General features: G+C 34.7%; 18 protein-coding genes. 8 read left to right on the top strand and 10 right to left on the bottom strand.

Annotation, left to right across the window (positions count from 1 at the left end; genetic code table 11):
* Positions 1 to 10: 10 nt before the first annotated feature.
* On the bottom strand, positions 11 to 1,276 hold the full coding sequence (locus tag K0U91_RS00615) for an NAD(P)/FAD-dependent oxidoreductase (protein ID WP_220179995.1): 1,266 nt from the start codon (positions 1,274 to 1,276) through the stop codon (positions 11 to 13).
* Between the two features lie 448 nt (positions 1,277 to 1,724).
* On the opposite strand from K0U91_RS00615, the gene K0U91_RS00610 reads away from it, so the two are divergent.
* On the top strand, positions 1,725 to 2,441 hold the full coding sequence (locus K0U91_RS00610; protein WP_220179994.1) for a DUF3667 domain-containing protein: 717 nt from the start codon (positions 1,725 to 1,727) through the stop codon (positions 2,439 to 2,441).
* Between the two features lie 84 nt (positions 2,442 to 2,525).
* On the opposite strand, the gene K0U91_RS00605 is transcribed toward K0U91_RS00610, so the two are convergent.
* The 3 genes from K0U91_RS00605 to K0U91_RS00595 form a co-directional block, all read right to left on the bottom strand.
* Positions 2,526 to 3,032, bottom strand: coding sequence for a hypothetical protein (locus K0U91_RS00605; RefSeq protein ID WP_220179993.1), 507 nt, complete (start codon positions 3,030 to 3,032; stop codon positions 2,526 to 2,528).
* Between the two features lie 328 nt (positions 3,033 to 3,360).
* Positions 3,361 to 4,416: a 3-oxoacyl-ACP synthase III family protein gene (locus tag K0U91_RS00600; protein ID WP_219970952.1), complete on the bottom strand. Its 1,056-nt coding sequence runs from the start codon at positions 4,414 to 4,416 to the stop codon at positions 3,361 to 3,363.
* A gap of 194 nt (positions 4,417 to 4,610) precedes the next feature.
* Positions 4,611 to 5,072 (bottom strand): PA2169 family four-helix-bundle protein, encoded by a 462-nt coding sequence (locus tag K0U91_RS00595; protein WP_220179992.1) that lies wholly within the window; start codon positions 5,070 to 5,072, stop codon positions 4,611 to 4,613.
* Between the two features lie 164 nt (positions 5,073 to 5,236).
* On the opposite strand from K0U91_RS00595, the gene K0U91_RS00590 reads away from it, so the two are divergent.
* Positions 5,237 to 6,520, top strand: coding sequence for a cryptochrome/photolyase family protein (locus K0U91_RS00590; protein ID WP_220179991.1), 1,284 nt, complete (start codon positions 5,237 to 5,239; stop codon positions 6,518 to 6,520).
* A gap of 21 nt (positions 6,521 to 6,541) precedes the next feature.
* Here the strand turns inward: K0U91_RS00590 and K0U91_RS00585 are convergent, their stop codons facing one another.
* Positions 6,542 to 6,871: an elongation factor Tu gene (locus tag K0U91_RS00585; protein ID WP_220179990.1), complete on the bottom strand. Its 330-nt coding sequence runs from the start codon at positions 6,869 to 6,871 to the stop codon at positions 6,542 to 6,544.
* A gap of 186 nt (positions 6,872 to 7,057) precedes the next feature.
* On the opposite strand from K0U91_RS00585, the gene K0U91_RS00580 reads away from it, so the two are divergent.
* A complete protein-coding gene (locus K0U91_RS00580; protein ID WP_220179989.1) occupies positions 7,058 to 9,949 on the top strand; it encodes an AsmA-like C-terminal region-containing protein in 2,892 nt (963 codons plus the stop codon).
* Positions 9,950 to 10,039: 90 nt separating this feature from the next.
* On the opposite strand, the gene K0U91_RS00575 is transcribed toward K0U91_RS00580, so the two are convergent.
* The 4 genes from K0U91_RS00575 to K0U91_RS00560 form a co-directional block, all read right to left on the bottom strand.
* Positions 10,040 to 10,936, bottom strand: a complete 897-nt coding sequence (locus K0U91_RS00575) for a helix-turn-helix domain-containing protein (RefSeq protein WP_220179988.1) — start codon at positions 10,934 to 10,936, stop codon at positions 10,040 to 10,042.
* A gap of 16 nt (positions 10,937 to 10,952) precedes the next feature.
* Positions 10,953 to 11,957 carry an aldo/keto reductase gene (locus K0U91_RS00570; protein WP_219970945.1) on the bottom strand — a complete coding sequence of 335 codons (1,005 nt, stop codon included), beginning with the start codon at positions 11,955 to 11,957 and terminating at the stop codon, positions 10,953 to 10,955.
* Between the two features lie 114 nt (positions 11,958 to 12,071).
* Positions 12,072 to 14,555, bottom strand: a complete 2,484-nt coding sequence (locus tag K0U91_RS00565) for a hypothetical protein (RefSeq protein WP_220179987.1) — start codon at positions 14,553 to 14,555, stop codon at positions 12,072 to 12,074.
* Between the two features lie 127 nt (positions 14,556 to 14,682).
* A complete protein-coding gene (locus K0U91_RS00560; protein WP_220179986.1) occupies positions 14,683 to 15,849 on the bottom strand; it encodes a cytochrome-c peroxidase in 1,167 nt (388 codons plus the stop codon).
* Between the two features lie 557 nt (positions 15,850 to 16,406).
* Here K0U91_RS00560 and K0U91_RS00555 point away from each other — a divergent pair.
* Positions 16,407 to 17,927 (top strand): carbon-nitrogen hydrolase family protein, encoded by a 1,521-nt coding sequence (locus K0U91_RS00555; protein ID WP_219970941.1) that lies wholly within the window; start codon positions 16,407 to 16,409, stop codon positions 17,925 to 17,927.
* Between the two features lie 53 nt (positions 17,928 to 17,980).
* On the opposite strand, the gene K0U91_RS00550 is transcribed toward K0U91_RS00555, so the two are convergent.
* Positions 17,981 to 18,205 (bottom strand): glutathione synthase, encoded by a 225-nt coding sequence (locus K0U91_RS00550; RefSeq protein ID WP_219970940.1) that lies wholly within the window; start codon positions 18,203 to 18,205, stop codon positions 17,981 to 17,983.
* 280 nt (positions 18,206 to 18,485) lie between these two features.
* Here K0U91_RS00550 and K0U91_RS00545 point away from each other — a divergent pair, with 280 nt between their 5' ends.
* From K0U91_RS00545 to K0U91_RS00530, 4 genes are all read left to right on the top strand, one after another.
* Positions 18,486 to 18,938: a ferritin-like domain-containing protein gene (locus K0U91_RS00545; RefSeq protein ID WP_219970939.1), complete on the top strand. Its 453-nt coding sequence runs from the start codon at positions 18,486 to 18,488 to the stop codon at positions 18,936 to 18,938.
* A 288-nt stretch (positions 18,939 to 19,226) separates the two neighbouring features.
* Positions 19,227 to 19,838: a hypothetical protein gene (locus K0U91_RS00540; RefSeq protein ID WP_220179985.1), complete on the top strand. Its 612-nt coding sequence runs from the start codon at positions 19,227 to 19,229 to the stop codon at positions 19,836 to 19,838.
* Positions 19,839 to 19,866: 28 nt separating this feature from the next.
* Positions 19,867 to 22,011: a catalase gene (locus K0U91_RS00535; protein ID WP_220179984.1), complete on the top strand. Its 2,145-nt coding sequence runs from the start codon at positions 19,867 to 19,869 to the stop codon at positions 22,009 to 22,011.
* Positions 22,012 to 22,050: 39 nt separating this feature from the next.
* Complete coding sequence (locus K0U91_RS00530; protein WP_220179983.1) at positions 22,051 to 23,217, top strand: zinc-dependent alcohol dehydrogenase; 1,167 nt, start codon at positions 22,051 to 22,053, stop codon at positions 23,215 to 23,217.
* The last annotated feature ends 33 nt before the right edge of the window (positions 23,218 to 23,250 follow it).

Genomic DNA, 23,250 nt, shown 5'->3' with positions numbered 1-23,250 from the left:
ACCAATTTAGTTATTTGTTGTTATTTCTTGTTGGGTATAAAACAAGACGGATAGAAGGATTATTGGTAATAAATAATCTGAACCAGTCTAATGCAAGACGAAGCTTACTTCTGAAGCTCACCAAAGGCAGAACATGAATAAAAAGCCATGTAAGCCACGCTAAGAATCCGTTGAATGAAAATTTTGGCAGATCAACCACAGCATTGAATTTAGATATGATCGCCATGCTTCCCTTATCATTATATTTAAAAGAATTTAATTTTTCGGAAGCTTCCATTCTTTTGAAATTATTAGCTAAATTTTTGCCTTGCTGTATCGCTACCTGAGCAAGCTGCGGATGGCCTTTAGGGAAATTTTCGTCAGTATGCTGAAGGCAGATATCACCAATTGCATAAATATTATTAACGCCAATTACTTGATTATAAGCATTCACCAAAATTCTTCTGCCTTTGCCAATACTTTCTTCCGGCAGGCCGGGAACTTCCCGACCGATGACGCCCGAAGTCCAGATCAGAGTTTCGGTTTCAATAGAACTTCCGTCAGATAAAATAACTTTATTGTCAACATAATCTTTTACAGAAATGTTGAGATGAATTTTTACACCTAATTTCTTTAGTTTATTATAGGCTGTTTCCTGAGCCATTCTGCTCATGGGTGAGAGCAGAGTTGGTAGCGCATCAATCAGGTAGATATTTGAGAGGCTTAGTTTTATTTCAGGATATTCTTTTTCAGCAATATATTTACCCATTTCGGCGAGCATTCCTGCGAGCTCAACTCCTGTGGGTCCTCCACCTGCGATGACTACATTCTGTAAACGTTGTGCTGTTTTAATATCCTTATTACGTGCAGCTTCCTCCAGATTAAGAAGCATATGATTTCTCAGATAAAGAGCTTCTTCTATTGTTTTCATGGGAAGACCGCATCTTTTTACGTTTTCCATGCCGAAAAAGTTTGATTCAGTACCTAGCGCTAAAACAAGATGGTCATAATTTAGCTTTCCTGTATCAGTTTCTAAGATCTTATTTTCATGATCCACTTTTAGCAGGCTTCCCATATGAAAATGCACATTTTTTGAGTTGGCAATCATTTTTCTGAAAGGATAACTGATGTTTGATGCCTGAATAAACGATGTAGCGACCTGATAGATCAAAGGCGGAAAAAAATGATAGTTGTTTTTATCAACCAGCGTTATTCGAAATCTAGAATCGTTTTTTAAAGATTTAATAATATGTACACCGGCAAATCCCCCGCCAACGATTATAATATGCTTTTTCATAATCAGAATGTTATTTGGTGATATAAACTCTTCAACAATAAGACCAAATAAGCTGTTAAAATATATTATATTTCAAAGAAATTATAGATGCGAAGTTTGATCTTCGAGATCTTTTTATAACAAAAGAAAAGACAAAACAGTAATTGTTTTGCCTTTCTAATATAAATGATTTGGTGGTGTATTGATAAGTCTATTATTTGTTTAATATATTCTGATTATTAAAACTAATATGCTTTCTTATTTCTAAACCAAAGATATGTGGACATTATCAAACTTACAAGATAGTGTTGTACGGATTTATAAATTTGTACGTAAAAAATCAAAAAATGCCGATTCTAGGGGGTTCTATCAAGATATATTTAATTTAAATTAATTGTAATTTTATTGATAATAACTAAAAAAACACTATTTTAGTTATTAGGAGGATACTCAATAAATAAAGTAAATTATGATCAAATGTAAAAACTGTGGTAATCTTTTTGAGGGGAAGTATTGCAATCAGTGCGGACAATCTGCCAAAACGAAGAGAATCAATTATGAATTTCTTTGGGAGGATATTCAGCATGGTCTTTTGCATTATGATAAAGGAATCAGCTATTCTCTTAAAAAACTTTTTGAGAAACCAGGTTACATTATCGAAGATTATATTGAAGGAAAGCGAATCAATCATTTCAGACCGATTTCGATGGTCATCATCATGGCAACTATTTATGCATTAATTTATCATCTTTTAGATTTAAATCATCGCACAGCCCTCGACGATTCTTCAGGCTTACTGCTCGAAAAGGTTTTTGAGCATTATTACTGGTTTGTTGTTTCAACCATTCCTATCTATGCACTGACTACTTTCATGGTGTTTAAAAAAACGGGATATAATTTTTATGAATTTATTATTTTTGAAGCATTCAAAACTTCGCAAAGACTTTTGGTTCACATTCTTTTCCTGCCTATTCTTTATTTTCTGAAAGATAAATCGGGTTTTAACACCATCTCAAATCTTCTCCTCATTATTGATTTTATTTTGATTTTCTGGACAAATAAACAGTTCTTTAATCAAATGCCATCTAAAAAAGTACTCTTAAAAAGTGTTCTCAGCTACCTTCTGTATCTGGTTTTTGCCATTGTATCAGTGAGCTTGATCATTTTTGCATTTGGCTATGATTGACAATGAAATTTTAGTTTAATTCAGATCAAAAGATAGTATATCAGTAAATACATAATTATGTATAATAACTAAAGATTTTAAAATTTACTGAAGCTTTCTGACAGAAACATCTGGCGTTTCGCCTTGTGGTACAACGAAAATTGCATTATCACTGACTGTATCTCCGGGATCGAGATAATATCCTGCGATCACAGGAATTACAGAACTTTCATATTTTCCTTCTTTGTTGTAGGCCCAGTACGTTACATTGAGGTTGTGTGCTTTAGGTTTCAGATCTATTTTTTTTGAAGTAAGTTTTGCTCCAGTTGCATTAATACAGTTGATTTCTACAATTCCAATATTGGTAACAATTTGTGGTGCATTTGACAATCTGATATTAATGCTTTTGCCACTGTTATTAGTTGCACTTGCTGATACTTTGTAACGATCAAAACTCTTACCGCCTACATTAATCGATTCTTTATTTAAAATATTAAATGTCACCGCTAGACCGTTGAGATCTACGGTTGCTCCGTCAGTGATTTTCTGACTGTAGAAATTTGAAACTGTAAACAGGAAAATAAGGGCTGTCAATAATTGTATTTTTTTCATGTCAAAATTTTTTGGATTGGTCTATGTAAAATGGTTTCCGGGATTTCTTTTATTTTAGAATAATAATTTTATTTTTCAAACAAATTTTAACTACAAAGTGATATAAATATAGCAATAAATCGATTATGTTGCTTCAGGTTTCAAAAAATCATTTTTATTTTACACAATGGTATAAAACGTTATTGGAAATTTTAAATTTGGTATTTGTATTCTTATGATTATGGGCACTATATATTAGAGGTACAATTAGATTATTTAAGACGAAAAAAAATATTCACTACCAAAAGGTAATGAATATTGTATTTAATGATAAGTTTTAATTTTGAGATTATACTCTGTATGTGAACGCATTGATATTCATTCCTGCACCTACCGATGCGAAAAGAATGATATCGCCTTTTGAGAAAGAATGCTCATCCATCTCACCTTTCATGATAAGATCATATAAGGTTGGGATTGTTGCGACACTGCTGTTCCCGAATTTATGGATAGACATAGGCATAATATCTGCAGGTGCAGTCATGTCATACAAACTGTAGAAGCGCTCAATGATTGCTTCATCCATTTTTTCATTAGCCTGATGAATTAATATTTTCTTTAAATCTTTGATGTCGATTCCCGCTTTTTCCAGGCAAGATTGCATGGCTAAGGGAACTTTTGTAAGCGCAAACTCATAGATCTTTCTCCCTTTCATCTTGATATAACGGATTTCAGATTCGTCATCCTGCTTATAAGAAGTCCCGAAGAATAAAAAATTAGCTTCATCATAAGAATAAGTAGCACTTTCGTGCGAAAGCATCCCTTTATTCTCATCCGTTGCTTCTATAATTACTGCACCGGCTCCGTCGGCATAGATCATAGAATCACGGTCGTAAGGATCGGTAACTCTCGATAACGTTTCAGCACCGATAATGAGACAACGTTTGGCAATTCCTGCTTTTACAAATGAGCTTGCATGTATCATCGCTTCATTCCAGCCAGGACAGCCAAATAAAAGATCGTAAGCTACACATCTTGGGTTTTTTATTCGTAATTTGTTTTTTACACGGGTAGCAATGCTGGGAACTGTATCAGACTGGATCTTTCCTTTTTCGATGTCCCCATAATTATGGGCAACAATAATATAATCAATCGTTTCGCGGTCAATATCTGCATCTTCGATGGCTTTTTCGGCTGCAAGGAATGCAAGGTCAGAGGTTACGTGCTCATTATCTGCATATCTTCGCTCTTCAATTCCGGTAATATCCTTAAATTTTCCAATAATTGATTCAGGAAATTTTATTGCCATACCATCTTCATTAAGAAAAACATGATTTGTAAAATCGGAATTTCTCATCACATTTTCTGGAGTATAACTGCCGGAACCTTTAATTACTATATTCATCATAATATCTTTAATACATACCCACTGATAGTCTTTGTTTAAGGAGTAATTTTCAAAATTATGATAATTCCCTGTCTTATTACTAATTTCACAAGATTATTATAAAATTATTTTAAATTCTCAACATAGTATTTTTACAATATTTTGATTATCATGTAATTATAATATTTTTCAAAATATTGTTCCACTACTCATTAAGAATTGTTTTTATAATTTTCAATGTTTTTAAATTTTGTATAAGATTCTGTTATTTTCCTTAAATGTTCGGTAACCATTTTTGAGCTTTCACTGCAAAGTTCTCCACTATTCAGCACATCTTGGTAGGCTGAGACCGCTATTTTCTCACCATAGATTACATTCTCTAATGTAGACTGCTCCTTGTTTCCTACAGGTAGAGAATTTTTCAGATCTATCCAGGCTCTGTGAATTGCACCGGCCGCAGATGCAGAATCATCAGGTTTGCCACCTTTCTCCGAAATCATATTAATCAACTCGTTTTTCATGATTTTAGATTCGGAAATCATATGTTCATATTCTCCTTTCATGTCAGAGTAACTTTCCCATACTTTACCTTCCACTCGTTCAAATCCGGCTATTCTGTCATTGGTAATGTGCAGAAGGTCATTTAAAACAACGGCAATTTTTTCATTATTCATAATAAATATTTTGGTGTTCTTTACATTTAACAATAAGTATGCCTTGTAAAATTCATTCTCATATAACATAACATAACATAACATAACATAACAGCTCCAATGATTGAATATTTGTACGCTGCTATCAAATAAATTTTTAAGTTTGTTAAAATTTTCAATAGCTGATGAGTATGATAAATATATTTTGGTTTCGTAGAGATCTTAGGCTTGACGATAATACTGCATTGTTTCACGCTTTAAAATCTGGCTTACAAGTTTTGCCGGTATTTATTTTTGATAAGGAAATTCTCGATCAGCTTAGCAGTACATCTGACAAAAGAGTTGACTATATTCATCAGGCATTAGCAGATATTAACGCTGAACTTAAAAACTATAATAGTGCATTGAAAACCTTTTATGGGAAACCAATTGAAATTTTTGAACAATTGATCAAAGATTTTAATGTTTCGACAGTTTTCTGCAACAGAGATTACGAGCCGCAGGCTATAAAAAGAGATTTTGCAGTCTCAGCTCTTTTAAAAAATAAAAATATTGAATTTTCAGATTATAAAGATCAGGTTATTTTTGAAAAAAATGATGTTTTAAAAGCGGACAATACCCCATACACAGTTTTTACACCTTATTCAAAAAAATGGAAAGAGAACTGTAAAGCACTTAAAATTGAAAAATTAGATGGTGATTATAAAAATTTTCTTCACCTGAAACAGGAGAATATTTTAAGCCTGAAAGAAATTGGATTTAAGAAGACAGATTTTGATTTTAAAAAACCCGTTTTAGAAAACAAAATTATCAATACTTATGATCAGTTCAGAGACTTTCCGGCTTTGGATCATACTACCCATATTGGGATCGCACTTCGTTTCGGAACAATTTCAGTGAGAAAATGTGTAGAATTTGCTCTAAAACATAACACTATTTGGCTGAATGAACTGATTTGGAGAGAATTCTTTATGCAGATCCTGTTTCACTTTCCTGAAGTGGTTACCAAATGTTTTAAACTGAAATACGAAAATATCGAATGGAGAAACGACGAGAAAGAATTTAAAACCTGGTGTGAAGGTAAAACCGGCTATCCAATTGTAGACGCAGGAATGCGGCAACTTAATGAAACGGGATTTATGCACAACAGGGTTCGGATGGTCACCGCAAGCTTTCTGACCAAACATCTGTTGATCGACTGGAGGTGGGGAGAAGCTTATTTCGCTGAAAAACTTTTAGATTACGAATTATCTTCCAACAACGGAAACTGGCAGTGGGCAGCAGGTTGTGGCTGCGATGCGGCGCCTTATTTCAGAATTTTCAACCCAGAAGCACAGACAAAAAAGTTTGACAAAGATTTAGAATATATTCATCAATGGCTTACCAGAGATTACAATGAACAACCCATTGTGGAGCATACTTTTGCCAGAGAAAGGGCTTTGAAAACGTATAAAAAAGCTTTATCCTAAATTTAAATATTAATTTAATCTTTATACTTCAGAATCAGTCAAAGCAGGGTCAATAATCTTTGTAACTACACCATGCCCGATTAGATTTTCACCTTCAAAAAAATCAAAATCGAGGCCTTCATATATTTTTCCGGTGACATAATCACTTTTCAATAAAGCAATTTCAGCAGTTACCGTATCTCCCGGAAATACCAGATCTGTGCCGATAAAATTCTGCATTCCGGTATACATTTCGAGATCAAAAGGAAATTTTATTTGAGGTCTGTATCCTGAAGATACCGGTGTTATTTTTACTCCGTCTTTTGCCGGTAGATAGGTGAGGAGTGCTGTAAACTGCGGTTTGATTTTCATTGTAGTGAAGGTGCTTTTAGAGTAGTGAAATATAAAAATTTAAATATAATCATTTTTCTAATTATGAACCGGTTCAGTTTAATCTTCTCACAATATATATCTTATCAATGGCTTGATTTTAGATGCGAAATATTTAATCATTCTTATATGTATTCGGCATATAGTTAAGATCAAAATTATTATCCTATGAAAAGATTTACAAAAATAATTTTGAAAATATTAAAATGGATTGGAATCACACTCGTATCCATTCTTTTTCTTATGTTCATTATTCCTATTCTATTTCCAGGAACAATTTCTCAGCAGGTAAAGATATTTGCCAATAAGCATCTTGCGGGGGAGCTCGATTATAAGAAAACACATCTCACGTTTTTCCGGCATTTTCCTTCACTTACCGTATCTATAGATGAAGTCCTGTTAAAAGGTTCGAAGCCTTTTCAAAATGATACCTTACTTGCCGCAAAAGAAGTTGCTGCGGGGATCAATCTTAAAAATCTGATCTTCGACGGCGAAGTAAAAATTGATGAAATTTACGTTACAGATGCTTATGCGAATGTTTTCGTCAATACAAAAGGCGAAGCAAACTATAATGTTTACGTATCAAAACCCTCAAAAAAATCAAAAGATACCACAGAAGCAGGAGCATCCATCAAGCTGGATCTGATCAAATTCAGAAATTTTAATATCAAATATAATGACCACGCCGCAAGAATTCTTGTGAATGCAAAAGGTCTTAATTATACAGGTAAGGGCGGATTAAGCCAGGATGTTTTTGATCTTGAAACCGATCTAGATATTGATAAATTAGATTTCAGTCTAGACAGAATCTGGTATGCGCAGCAAAAAACACTTCATGCAGATCTTATCACCAGAATCAACACCAATGCATTGACTTTTGTTTTACGGAAAAATGAATTGAGAATCAATAAGCTTCCGTTAAAATTCACGGGATTTTTAAGTATTTTAAAAGACGGATATAATTTAGACATCAATGCAGCATCAGAAAAAACGACTATCAAAGATATGATTTCGGTTTTGCCACCACAGTATCTAGATTGGGCCAATGATACCAAAATTGAAGGAAACAGCGATTTGTTTTTCAGTCTGAAAGGAAGATTCAGCGAAGCTAAAAATTTAAAACCGAGACTCAAAGCGAGACTTTTTATAGAAAACGGATTTGTTTCTAGCGGAAATGCTCCTGTTCCGATGAACAATCTGAATATGGATTTGAATGTAGACCTGCCATCTTTAAATACCGACCTTTTAGGTATTGATTTAAAAAAGTTAAATTTTGATTTGGGTCCTAATAATAATTTCCGTGCAGTTGTACAAACCAAAGGACTCAAAGAAATGCAGGTAAAAGCAAATATTAAGGGTGCTGTCAATCTTCAGACTTTAGATCAGGCTTTAGGACTGAAAGATATCGACATCAGAGGGTTGATGAATACTGATATTAAGGCAAACGGGATCTTCAGTATGGATAAAAAACTTTTCCCAAAAACCAATGGTCAACTGAATTTAAAAAATGGCTGGTTAAAAACTAAATATTATCCAAATGCCATTCAAAATATCAATATTGCAGCTCATATTACTAACACAGATGGCACTTTCAAAAGTCTTGCGGTAAAACTCGATCCGTTTAAATTTGATTTTGAAGGAAATCCTGTATTTATCAATGCAGATCTGCAGAACTTTGAAGATCTATTATATAAAGTCCGGGCAAAAGGTGTTCTCAATGTTGGTAGAATTTATAAAGTTTTTGCGAAAAAAGGTCTAGACATCAGCGGACTGATTATGGCTGATCTTTCACTGAACGGTCGCCAAAGCTATGCTACAACCGGGCAATACAGCAAACTGGATAACAGAGGGAATTTAATTCTAAAAAATATAAAAGCCACAACAGAATATCTTCCGAAGTCATTTTACATAAAAGAAGGAAATTTTGAGTTTGAAAACGAAAAAATGTGGTTCCGGAAATTTTTTGCCACTTATGGAAAATCAGATTTTGCTCTTAACGGATATCTTTTAAATACCATCAATTATTTTATCGAAAGAAAAGGTACCCTTCACGGAAAATTTGTGCTGAATTCAAGGTATATTCTTATTGACGAATTTATGGCGCTGAAAAATGGTGACAATACTGATAAATCTGCCGAAGTGGAATATGCAAAAGTGGAAAACCCTAAGAGTAGTGGTGTTGTAATTGTTCCGAAAAACCTGGATGTTTCTTTGGAAGCAAATGCCAGAAAAGTAGAATTTAAAGGGCTTGGTTTAAATAATTTAAAAGGATTGGCATCTGTAACGAAAGGTCAGGTTTATCTTAAAAATACATCATTTGATATTATAGGAAGCCGTATGAAGATCGATGCGCGTTATCAGGATGAATCTCCGCTGACTGCCAATTACGATGTTGCATTGAATGTTTTAGATTTTGATGTACAGCGAGCTTATAAAGAAATTGATATGGTACGAGAAATGGCAACCGCGGCTAAAGACGTTAAAGGAATTGTATCAATCGATTATAAATTAAAAGGTGATTTTGATAAAAATATGTCGCCTATTTATCCGTCGTTAGAAGGTGGAGGAGTAGTTAACCTTCGTGATGTTGAAGTAAAAAACCTGAAAATGCTCTCAGCAGTAGGAGATAATATTGGTGCAAAAGCATTTGACAACCCCGATATGAAAGGGGTTAATATTGAAACGCATATCAAGAATAATCTGATTCATGTAGATAAATTCACCTTTAAAGTTTCTATTTTAAGGCCTACTATCAGCGGAACAACGAGTTTCAACGGCTTGCTCGATTTAAGAATAAGAATAGGGATCCTTCCGGGAGGAATTATTGGTTTCCCGGTGGTTGTAACAGGAACTCATGAAAAACCGAAAATTAAAATTTTCAGCAAAACCGGACAGGGGATTATTGATGCACTTTACAATAAAAAAACAAATAAAGTTATTCGTGAAGAAAGACGTGCAGAGAAGAAAACCAAACGTCAGCAACGAAAAGAAAAAGCAGCTCAGGAGGCAAAAGCTAAAACTGCTGAAAATAAAATAACCACAGATCTTAAAAAGAAATAAAACAAAGACTGTCTTATAAAGAGACAGTCTTTTTATAAAAAATAAATTGTCAATGATTACAGAAGATAATTTTCTTCAATTTTTTTTAATTTAATTAAATGATTTTCTATATTCCAATGGTGTCTGTTGAGTTTTGGTCTTGAAAAGTGTACTAAACGATTGCGCATGTTCGAAACCTAAAGTATAAGCAATTTCACTCACCGACAAACCAGTTGTAGATAATTTCTCTTTTGCTTTGCTGATCAGCTTTTCGTGAATATGCTGCTGTGTATTCTGCCCTGTATGCACTCTCAAAAGATCGCTGAGATAGCTTGGAGAAAGATTCATGGCTTTAGCTGCATTTTGTACGGTTAATAATCCTTCTTTTAGAGATTCATCATTTTTAAAATAGTCATTCAAAAAGCTTTCAAATTTCGCTAAAAGCTGATGATTGCTGTTTTTTCTGGTAATAAACTGTCTCTCGTAGAACCTTTTGGAATAATTGAGCAACAAATCGATCTGCGATAATATAATTTCCTGCGTATGACGATCGATATGCTCACATTCTATATCTATTTTCTTCATGATTCTGATTAAATCTTCTTCCTCTTCAGCAGATAAATGCAACGCCTCATTCACGGCATAAGAGAAAAAGCCAAAATCTGAAATGCTTGCCGCCAAAGGGTGTTTAAGCAAAAAATCTTCATGAAAGATCAGGAGAAACCCCGATCCACATTCCATATTCTGTAAATCTAAGTACTGAACCTGATTGGGCGCGGTAAAACTTAAAACACCTTTATCATAATCGTAGTGCTGCTGTCCGTAACGTATTTTTCCCACGGCATCTCTTTTCAATGCAACACAAAAAAATCTGTTGGTAAAACCTTTCCAGACTTCATCTTCAAGAAAAACGCTTTCAGATAAATCTATAACACTTACGAGAGGATGTTTTGGTTCCGGTAACGATAGAAGTCGGTGAAATGCGGAAATTGACGGTATCGTATTCATAGTTGTCTAATGTGATTTAATCTAAAAGTCCCATGCTGAATTCATCATACGGAGCACCGGTATCTGTTCCCAAAGGTACAATACTTTCGAGTTTAAGAAGATCAGATTCGCTTAATTGTATTTTTGCAGATTCTATATTCTGTTCCAGATATTTTCTGCGCTTTGTTCCCGGGATAGGGATAATTCCTTTATTGATGATCCATGCCAAAGCCAATTGTGATGAAGTAACTTCCTTTTCTTCGGCTAAATTTTCTATCGCTTCTACCAGCTCGATGTTTTTGTGAAAATATTTCTCTTGAAAGCGTGGTATTGCTCTTCTGAAATCATTTTCCGGCAAGTCATCAATCGAGCGGATCTGTCCTGATAAAAAACCACGTCCTAATGGAGAATACGCAACAAAACCAATTCCCAGATCCTTCAGCGTTTTCAAAATTCCTCTTTCTTCAGCCGATCGCTCAAACAAAGAAAATTCGCTTTGTACCGCTGTGACCGGATGTATTGCGTGAGCTCTTTTTACCGTGTCAGAAGAAACTTCAGATAAGCCGATGTAGCCAATCTTTCCTTCTTTTACCAAGTCACTCATTGCGCCTACAGTTTCTTCGATAGGGGTACTTTTATCCAGACGGTGCATATAATAAAGATCAATGTAATCTGTGTTAAGATTTTTTAATGATCTTTCTACAGATTTCTTTACATACTCTTTTGTTCCGTTGATTGCCCAGGTAACTTTATTGCTGTCATCGATTTCCCAGCCAAATTTTGTTGCAATAATGTATTGGTCACGATTTTTGCCGATAGCTTTTGCAATAAGCTGCTCGTTTTTAAAAGGGCCATAAAGATCTGCAGTATCCAAAAAATTACCACCTAATTCCAATGAACGATGAATGGTGGCAATCGCTTCATTTTCGTCTGCTTCACCATACATATTTGCATCCTCAAAACCTGTCATTCCCATACATCCTAAACCGATATTGGGGATGATAAGACCATGACTTCCTAATTGTACTTTTTCTAAATTCATATTGTTGATTTTATATAGACAAAGGTCAGCAGATCTGAGCAGGTAAATGTTGGCAAATCGGGGAATTTTGTATGTAAACCGGTAATTTTAAGCAGACCGTACCTATCCCTTTTATTAGATTAGATATTTTTTAAGTCCTTCCATAATTCCCTGCCAAAGCAAATTAAAAAAGCTTTTGTCTGGATCTCTTTTTTTCTCGATGACCACGTGATCGGGCTCGCCTGTAGATTCATTCTTTACAAACCAGTTGGCAACTTTGGTCAGCAGTTTTCTTTCATTTCCTTTTTTATTAAGAAAATTCACATACATTTCATTGTATTTAAAATAGAAATTGCCTGCGATTCCGGCATTGCTTCCATAATAATCAAATTTTAGATAATCGATATTGCCGTCTAGCGTCACATTTAAGTAAGGCCGTACGAAAAGATTTACATTTTCAGCAGAAAGTTTCTGTATTGTGCCTTTAATGGTGTATTTATCGTCAGGATTCATTACATCAAATTTCCAACTGACCTGAGTGTCTGCGCTTCCGTAAAATGCAAACCTGGCATCTGCGGTGATTATGGTAGGTCGTCCTTTTATTTTTCCGTTGTTTACGTTATTCACCTCCACGCCGAAACGGTCAAAAGTCAGTTTACCGGGAATATTGCTGTTTTCCGCATTTTCTTCGTAGACAAGATTTGAATTTTTAATTGAAATGGTTTTTACAAACAGAGGCATTTTTACATTCCGAAGCTTTTTACTGAACAAATATCTCACATCATTGTCATCAGGCGGTGCCAAATCATGATAAATGTTGCATCTGAGACCATCAATGTTAACGTTGCTGATGTCAATCGAAGGATCTTTTAAAAATCTGGAATTCTGGTCAGTAATTCCTATTTTCTTAATTGTAATCGAATACAAATCAGTTTCTTTCGCAATCACTTTGCTAAAAGCCGCTCTAGAATATTTAGGAAGATATTGAAGATCTTTAATTTCTGTTGTTTTTCCTGTATTTTTCAAGTCACTGACCTTCAGGGTATAATATTTTCCGGCATCCAGAAATATTTTTTTTGCTGTAAACAGATGATTCCCGATACTGATCGGCAGATCTTTATTCATTTGATGATTATCAGACGCAATTTGGTTAAGTAGAACATCGAATTTTCCTACGGCTAATTTTTCTTTTCCGAGCGTTGTCTGAGAAATCTTGCCATTTGAAATTTTTATAAAACCCACTTTTGCAGCAAATTGAGGAAGTTCCGACGTACTTTTCTTTTGTTTTGACTTTTGTGTGGCCGAAATAATTTTAATATCTGGCGTTTTTATTTCCAGTCCGGCAAGTTGAATATTCAGTTTTTGACCGATATATTTAGTTTTGTTATTAATGATTTTAATTTCATCTGTGTTCACATTAAAAAGATCTTTGTGAGAGCTATTTCCAAGCGCAATCATCTGGAATTTTTCAATAATGATATTTGAATTTCGGGAAGAAATTTTCTTGATTTTCAATGCCTGCAGGTTGCTGGCTTTAAAATAAATATTATCAGCCTCAATATCATGATTGGTAAAACGGAAAGGAATTTTTTCTTTCACCGTATTTTTGTCAAATACAATATCGCTTAACTTAAAATTGAAGTTATCTACAGACGCTGTTTTTTCTTTATTTGCCTGCATGACCTCAATTTTACCTTTTTGAAAAACAATATTTTTCATCCCGATTTTCATCTCAATCTCTTTAGGGTTTTTTTCTTTTTCAACAGTATTTTTGCCCGTTGAAGTCACTTTAAGATCAGGATGTGTAAAAATGATATCAGAAACAATCAGAGAATCCTGACTGATATTAAAATCTTTAGCTAAAAGTCTTTGCGTTGCAAAATCAAAAATATTTTTTGCGTTATACATTGCCGGTTTCAGAATGGGCTGAAGGTGAAATTTCCTGATATCTAGAGTTTTATTAGCAGCAAATATCTGATCGGCGTTGATTTGGTAATATTCATTAACACCAATATGAACGTCTTTTGCATCAATTCTAAATTCTTTAAATGCAAGAGGAATTTTTGCATCATTACTATTCTGATGTATATCTTTAAGTCTTACATTGACGTTTTTGCCTTTAAAAACAGGCTTTCCATCAGCATTTGTAATGTCGGTGAATACATTATTCAATGCAATATTATTGATATGAATATCTGTTTTTTTAATAGATCTCTTTTCCTTATTGGATTTTGGTGCGAGACGAATTTTTATAGTAGCATCAGACAGCAAAAACTGCTCTGCACGATACGATTTATTAAGTAGTGCTTTTAAGACACTAAAATCATGTAGTTCTATTCTCCGGATATTTCCCGTAAGCTGTGTAATTTTTTTATCATTAGGATTTTTGGTTGAAATCTTGAGATCAGTTGCCGAAAAATCCCCTGAAATAAGACTTAAATCAAAGCTCTTTAATTCAAGTTTATATGGAGTTTTTTTATTGATTAAATCAGGAAGCTTTTTCTGAAGATAAAAATTGAGTGCAAAAGGGAATGCTAAAATAAGCAGTAAAATTCCTGTAATAATTCCCAAAAACCATTTTTTTCGCTTGCTAAATTGGGAAAGTTTGTTTTTTTTCATCAATAGTTGGTTCAGACTGATTATCAAAACAAAACGTATTCCAAATTAAAAAAAATAATAATTATAATTGGTTTTTGTGAATTTAAACATAATTATATCGAATTATAAGTGTTTTTTTAAAAAAATATTAGTCAGGAAGTGTTGGAACGGAAGCTGGCATTGTTTGCGAGCTTAATGTTCCGAGGAAGGCTTCAAGTTGTGCTAATTCTTCATCTGTAAGGTCCAACAGTTTAAGCATATCAGATTTTTCCGATTTCAAGACAATTCCCTGGTGTACAGTAGTTTTGTTTTTAGAAGTTTCAGGATTTCCCTTATTGTAAAATTCAAGTATCTCTTTTATAGATTTAAAAGAACCATCATGCATCCACGGCGCAGTTTTGCTGACTTCTCTGAGTGACGGAACTTTGAATTTTCCTGCATCTTCAGGTTTTTTTGTGAATAAATATCTCCCGAGATCTTCTTTCGGCGATTCTAATGAAGAGGTACCATCATTTTCAAAAAGATGATTGGAGAAATATCCTGAGCTATGGCAGTTCATACATTGTGCCTTTGTGCGAAAAAGATGTAGGCCCATAACCTCATCATCCGTTAAAATATTTTTTTGGCCGTCAATGAATAGATCAAATCTGCTTTTGAGGCTCGCATTACTTCTTTCAAATGTTGCCAGAGCTTTAGCAATTCGTTCTTTCGTAACGTTTTTATCCCCGAAAGCTTTTTCAAAAAGAATTGCATACCCTTTAATTTTTGCAATTTTGCCGGTTGAGATATCAATATGACCATGCATTTCCCTTGGATCTTCAATCGGAATTTTCGATTGCTCCTCAAGTGAGCCTGCTCTGCCATCCCAAAACAGTGATTTTGCGTACGCAACATTCAGGATAGTCATTGAATTTCTGACTCCCAGCTGTTTTTCGTGACCAGAAGAAAAAGTTTTGTTATCAGACCACCCCATTTCGGGATCATGACACGATACGCAGGCTATTTGATCAGAACCTGACAGTCTCGGATCGTAGAAAAGAGTTTTACCTAATAGTGCTTTGTCTTTAGAAAAAAGGTTGTCAGCCGGAAAATCGATTTTTGGTAGGTGCCCGATCTCAGAAAATTCAGGATTTGAAGGATCAAGGATTGGCTTTGGCCACTTTGAGATGTCACCTGAAGAATAGATCTGCCTCAGCTGATTGATGAAAGACTGTTTTTTATCACTTTCCTGATAATAAGTTCTGTTTTGTAAGCAGTTATTCAGAAGTAATAGCGTTAAAAATAAGATTAAAACCCAGCTTACTGTGTTTTTCATTCACCTGATAATTTACCGCTAAAATAGTGATTTTTGTAACAATCTTGTTCTAGATTTTAATCTTTAAACTTCAAATTATTTAACTTCTATTGATATCTTTAAAGTTACAGTAGGTATATAATAGTAGATGCCAGGATGGTGAGATCCTGGCATACTACTAATAGAAACTAAGTGATGAAACAATATATTTAAATGTGATAATGATGAATGTTTAATAATTAACAGATTGTTGTTAGCAATCTTTCTTCTTATTTATTACACTGCTAAAGTATAAACATCTTTTGCAAGATGCAATGTAATGCAGGGACCATTTATAAATATATACGTGAAAATTTATAAATTTTTACGCCTGTATATAATTTTAACTTATTGATTTTAAATTAATTATGACTTTGTATCGACGATTTAATTCCCAAACATTTTTTTCCAATTTATAAGATTTAATCTTATAATTTTCAACTGAAAAGTATTCAAATACAATGATAATTTGCCTCATAATTCTGAAGTGTATGTGTGATTTCCTTTAAATTTTCCCTAACTTTAGTAAAAATAAATTTATGCAGATAGATACACGTACTCTGAATATTAATGATTATGATGAATTGGTATCGGCCATGCGCCGTGCCTATCCGAAAATGTCCGAATACGTTTGGTCTAAAAAAAGCATTGCAAAACTTACAAAAATTTTTGAAGCAGGGCAGATTTGTATTACTGTTGACGGGAAAGTCGCCGCAGTTGCGCTATCTATCGTTGTTAACTATGAAGAATTTGATGACGAACATACCTACAGTGATATTACGGGAAATTATACATTTAATACCCACTCAAACACCGGGAATGTTTTGTATGGAATTGAAATTTTTGTTGATCCAGAATATCGGGAGCTGAGATTAGGAAGAAGGCTTTATGACGCTCGAAAAGAACTCTGCGAACAGCTCAATTTAAAATCAATTATCTTAGGAGGAAGAATCCCGGATTATCATAAATTCAGTCATGAAATCTCACCAAGAGAATATATCAGAAGGGTAAGGGATAAGGAGATCTATGATCCTGTGCTTTCTTTTCAGCTTTCGAATAATTTTTTACCGATCAGAGTTTTAAAAAAATATCTTCCCGAAGATGAAGCTTCCCGAGAAAACGCTGTCTTACTGCAATGGAATAATATTTATTACAGCAAAAAATACAATACCATGCAGGATAGTACCATTCGGTTAGGCTTGGTGCAGTGGCAGATGAGGCATTTTAAAGATATCAATGCATTCTATGAGCAGGTAGAGTTTTTTGTGAATGTGATGGGAGACTACAAATCAGATTTTGTGCTTTTTCCTGAACTATTCAATACACCTTTGCTTGCTCCTTTTAATAATTTGTCTGAACGCGACAGTATGATTGAGCTTGCGAAGATCACAGAGCAGATAAAAAACAAAATTTCCGAATTGGCAATCAGCTATAATGTCAACATTATTTCAGGAAGCATGCCTGTTTTTGAGAATAATGATTTGTACAATGTGAGTTACCTTCTGCATCGTGATGGCCGGATGGATGAATACAGAAAAATACATATTACTCCCAACGAAAGAAAATATTATGGGATGAAAGGGGGCAACGAAATTAAAGTTTTTGATACCGATTGCGGAAAAATTGGTCTGGTGATCTGCTATGATGTGGAATTTCCCGAATTGCCGAGGCTGTTGGCAGATCAGGGAATGAAAATTCTTTTTGTACCTTATCTCACAGATACACAGAATGCTTATATGAGAGTACGACAGTGTGCAGCCGCGCGAGCAATTGAAAATGAATGCTATGTTGCCATTGCAGGCTGCGTAGGAAATCTGCCGGGAGTTAATAATATGGATATCCAGTTTGGACAGGCGGCCGTATTTACACCTTCAGATTTTGCTTTCCCGTCGAATGCGGTGAAAGGAGAGGCAACTCCGAATACGGAAATGACGTTAATTGTTGATGTTGATTTGAATTTATTGAAAGATCTCCATTACCATGGTTCAGTTCAAATTCTCAATGACAGACGAAAAGATCTCTATGAAACTTCCCTTAAAGAAAAGTTACCATTAATTTAATAAGAAAATAATGATTATCCCCATTCTATTGGTACAGTGAATGGGGATTGTTTTTATTCAAAAATAATTCTGCCGTCAATGGCCTCATCCACCGCAATGAAGATACTTTCTTTAAATCTTCTGATAGGAACCTGAATAACAGTATAAGTTCCGTCTTCATTTTTTTTCTCAATCGTGAGATTACTTCCCTCACCAATTTCAGATTTGGTGTATTCCAATTGATAACCATCATTTTGAGTTTTTACAAAATCTTCTTTTTTAAAATCTATTTTTGCCATTATATATTGGTTTAAAGTTTAACTAAAGTAATAATAAAAATCTTATCTGAATTATTTTAATATTCAGCATGTTTACATAGACACAAAAATCCCTGAACATAGATTTCAGGGATTTTTCAGTATTAATATGATGTGATTTTGGTGTTGGTTTTCTTATTATTTACCTTTTTAGCAATGTTCAAATTCTGTGCCTAAATTATATTATGTTAAATAAATTTCAAAATTAAGATAGGCATAGAAATTGCCAATAAATTTATACACTAATCAAACATATTATATTATGACTAACGAAAAAACAGTATCGGTTTTAAATGACCTGCTAAAAATTACCAATGACAGAATTGAAGGCTTTTCAAAAGTGGAGGATAAGGTTTGGGAAACCTATTCGGGATTAAAGTCAGATTATGATGACATGGTGTCAAATTCTCAAAAAATGAAATCTGATCTTGTACAATTAATTACCGAGCGTGGAGGAGAACCGGAAAATACTACAACTGCTGCAGGAGCAATTCACAGAGCTTGGATTGATATAAAAAGTTCTTTTGCCGGAAATAAAGATGAATCAACATTAGAGAATGTTGTTTTTGGGGAAGATGCAGCCATCAAAGCTTATCAAGATGCTTTAGACAGTGGAGATCTTTGTACAAAAAGTTCCCAAACAGTTCAGGATCAGCTTCATCATTTGAAAGCCTCATATAATAAGTTTGAAAATCTCGAACAGAAACGTTCGTAAAAATTTTGTAATATCAAGCTGTTTTATTCAAAAATAAGGCAGCTTTTTTGTACTCAAGATATTAAGATTTTCTTTTCTAAATACACATTTGATAAGCTACGTAAATAGAAAATGAAAATAATTCACACAGCACTGTTCCGAAAATTGATCATAAAGTTCCAGTTTCTTCTCATATTAATATTTTGGTAACTGCGTCAAATTCAGATACAGCTTCTACAAATGATTCAGAAAAAGCCTTAAGATAATTTTTAATAATTAGACAATTACACCAACTCTTTTACTTCCATCATGAAATACAAAATAGATATACAGCATTTATTACCCCCCAACAAAGACGGCTCAAAAAATAATGCGGTAGCTTTTCTAATCTGCGATACTGAAGCTAAAGCTTTTGAAAAATTCAGTGAACTTTCGCAAAAACTTTTAAAAATCAATCAATGGAAATTATATGCTCGTAAAAACCCTACCGAGTTTTATCTTCATCAGAAAGAAAATGAAAAATCAGCAATTGCTCAGTTAAAAGATTTTGTAAAAATAAAGATGCCCGCTCCAAAAAACCAGTCGGGAAAAGGTTTTGATTGGGTTATGGTAAATGACATGCAATCTATTGATCAACCTGAGCTGAAAGTTTTCCTTTTACAAATGAAACCTCACTCATGCCCGATAAGCAGCAAAAAAAATGTTGCCCATTTTTATACGGAAGCTGCATCAAATACATTTGTTTTAGCTCAAAAAGATAAAATTATCCAAATGAGTATTCATGGACGGAATGAAATTCCGAACACAAAAAAATTAGGTCTTATTAATTCACTAAGAAACTTTTTTGTAGCAAGCGGAGGAATTTTTGGCGGGAGCAAGGTGCAGTGGCAGGATTTCACGGAAGAATTTATAAAAAATTAATCATAACATTTATACAACTACTAATTATATGGAAAATAAAGATTTACAGCCTAACGAAAAGCTAAATCAGCTTCAAAATCACACCACTGATAATCAGGACACAAAACTGACAACCAATCAGGGATTAAAAATCAACAACAATCAGGATTCACTAAAGACCGATCAAAGAGGTGCAACTTTGCTTGAAGATTTTATTTTAAGAGAGAAAATTACGCATTTTGACCACGAAAGAATCCCTGAAAGAATAGTTCATGCAAGAGGCTCTGGTGCTCATGGAGTTTTTAAGCTGAATAAAAGTCTTGAAAAATATACAAAAGCTAAATTCTTAAACGAAGTTGGAAAAGAAACACCTGTTTTTGTGAGATTTTCTACCGTTGCCGGAAGTGCCGGAAGTACAGATTTGGCAAGAGATGTAAGAGGTTTTGCTGTGAAATTTTATACGGAAGAAGGCAATTATGACTTGGTAGGTAATAATATTCCGGTATTTTTTATCCAGGATGCTATGAAATTCCCGGATCTGGTCCATGCTGTAAAACCTGAGCCTGATAATGCAATTCCACAGGCTGCCTCTGCTCATGATACATTTTGGGATTTTATTTCATTGATGCCGGAAAGTATGCATATGATTATGTGGGCAATGAGCGATCGTGCGATCCCTAGAAGCTATCGTATGATGGAAGGTTTTGGTGTTCACTCATTTAAATTTATCAATAGTGAAGGTGCAGTTCATTTTGTGAAATTTCACTTTAAACCAAAATTAGGCGTGCACTCGGTAGCATGGAGCGAAGCTCAGAAAATTTCAGGCACAGACCCTGATTTTCACAGAAGAGATCTTTGGGAATCTATAGAAAATGGTGCTTTTCCTGAATGGGATTTCGGAGTACAGGTTATTCCTGAAGAAAATGAGTTTGATTTTGATTTTGACCTTCTTGATCCTACTAAAATAGTTCCTGAAGAATTAGTACCGGTACAGCTTGTCGGAACTTTAACTTTAAACAGAAATCCGGATAACTTTTTTGCTGAAACAGAGCAGGTAGCTTTCCATCCCGGTCATTTGGTTCCGGGAATCGATTTCTCCAATGATCCGCTTTTACAGGGGAGATTATTCTCTTATACAGATACCCAACTTTCAAGACTGGGTTCGCCCAATTTCCACGAGATTCCGATCAACAGATCAATCAATACAGTTCACAACAATCAGCGTGACGGTCACATGAGACAGCAGATTGTAAAAGGAAAAGTAAGTTACGAACCAAATTCTATTGGTGGAGGCTGTCCTTTTCAGGCAATGATGAAAGACGGTGGATTCTCTTCGAATAACGAAAGAGTTGACGGTCATAAAATAAGAGCGAGAAGCGATAGTTTTGTCGATCATTATTCTCAGGCAAAAATGTTTTTAAACAGTCAGTCTGCTCCGGAAAAAACTCACCTTCAGAATGCCTTGGTTTTTGAATTGTCTAAAGTGACCATTTTAGAAATCAGGGAAAGAGTAGTTGGTCAATTAGCTTTTATCGACGCTGAACTTGCTGCAAATGTTGCTGAAAAAGTTGGAGTAAAAGTTAAAAAACTGGATATGCCAAACGGAAGCATTCCTGCAGATGCAGATCCTTCAAGCTTACAAAGTGAAGAGAGAGAGCCGGAAACTAAAAGTTCTGAAGCTTTAAGCATGAAAGATACAGTAAAAGATACTATTGAAAGCCGCGTGATTGGTTTTATCATGGCAGACGGAGTAAATACTCACGCTGTAAAATCCCTAAAAAGTAAATTGGAAGACAAAGGTGCTGTTGTCCAGATCATTGCACCAAGTGTTGCGCCAGTGAAAGCGGATGACGGAAGTGAATTTGAGCCTAAACATTCTATTACAAGTACTGCGAGTGTATCTTTTGATGCTTTGTATGTCTGTTCAGGTGAAAAATCGGCTAAGGAATTGATGCATCCTGAAAGAAAACCGATTGTCACAGAATTTATCAACGAAGCTTACAAACATTGTAAGGCTATCTATTTTGGTAAAGATACCGATGAGATTTATAATGCAAGCAACGTAAGCAAAAAGAAACACGAAGATCCTGCGATAATTACCAGCGGAGCCGACGATTCTGACAGTAGATTTATTTCTGCAATCGCTAATCACAGAGTCTGGGATCTTGAGAAAGAACGTAATTCAATGGCATAAAGTTAGAGAAGATTTTTATACACCAAAACCAAATATATTATGAAAGCAGCAGTTTTTCACGCACCCGGCAAGATTACTTGCGACACGATTGACGATCCAAAAATTGAAGATCAGAACGATATTATTTTAAAGGTTACTTCCACAGCAATTTGTGGAAGTGATCTTCACATGTATTCCGGAGGAATTCCTCAAGCTCGGCCCATGGTAATGGGACACGAGTTTATGGGAATTATAGAAGATGTTGGCAAAAATATTACGCATTTGAAAGTAGGAGACAGGGTAGTAGTACCTTTCCCAATTGCTTGCGGAAGCTGTTATTTCTGTAATCACGATCTTCCCGCAGGCTGTGAGAACTCCAATCCTGATCATTATGGTCCTGAAGGTGGAATTCTTACGGAAAAAGGCGGCGGAATGTTTGGCTACACCGATCTTTACGGGGGCTACAACGGCGGACAGGCGCAATATGTACGGGTTCCTTATGCGAATTTCGGACCCAGAAAAGTTTCGGAAAGTTTAAATGATGACCAGGTTCTTTTCTTAACAGATATTTTTCCAACAGGATATACTGGAGTGATGTGGGCAGACATGAAAGGTGGGGAAACCGTTGCGATTTTCGGCGCAGGACCTGTAGGATCAATGGCTGCAAAAAGTGCAATTCTTTACAATGCTAAAAAAGTGATTGTTATCGATACCCTTCAGTACAGACTTGATCAGATTAAAAAACTCACAGGCTGCGAAACCATTTTATGGAAAGATGCAGACCAGACCGTTGAGGAAATAAGAGAAATGACTGCCGGAAGAGGTGCAGATGTCTGCATCGATGCGGTTGGTTTTGAGCCGGAAAGAAATTTGCTTGATAAGGCAAAAGCTGTGGTGAATTTTGAAAAAGGTTCGATTAAAGTCCTGGATGCTTGCATGAGCGGCGTAAGACGTGGCGGTTTTGTTTCTATTTTAGGAGTATATCCTATGAATTATGACAATTTCAGAGTCGGACAGATGTTTGATAAAGGAATTACGCTTAAGGCAGGTCAAGCACCAGTACACGTAATCGTAGATAAACTGATGAAGTATGTAGAAACGGGGCAGGTAAAACTGGATGATATTATTACACACAGACTTTCTTTAGACGAAGTCTCAAAAGGATATGAGATTTTCGATAAAAAAGAAGATGGTTGTGTAAAGGTTGTGTTAGATCCTTGGAAATAATTACAACGTTAGGGCTAAATTTTAACTAAACTA

The sequence above is a fragment of the Chryseobacterium sp. LJ668 genome, from assembly GCF_019613955.1.
GTDB lineage: Bacteria > Bacteroidota > Bacteroidia > Flavobacteriales > Weeksellaceae > Chryseobacterium.
The sequence above is the reverse complement of the archived record's forward strand: the minus strand, read 5'-3'. Positions and strand labels throughout refer to the sequence as shown.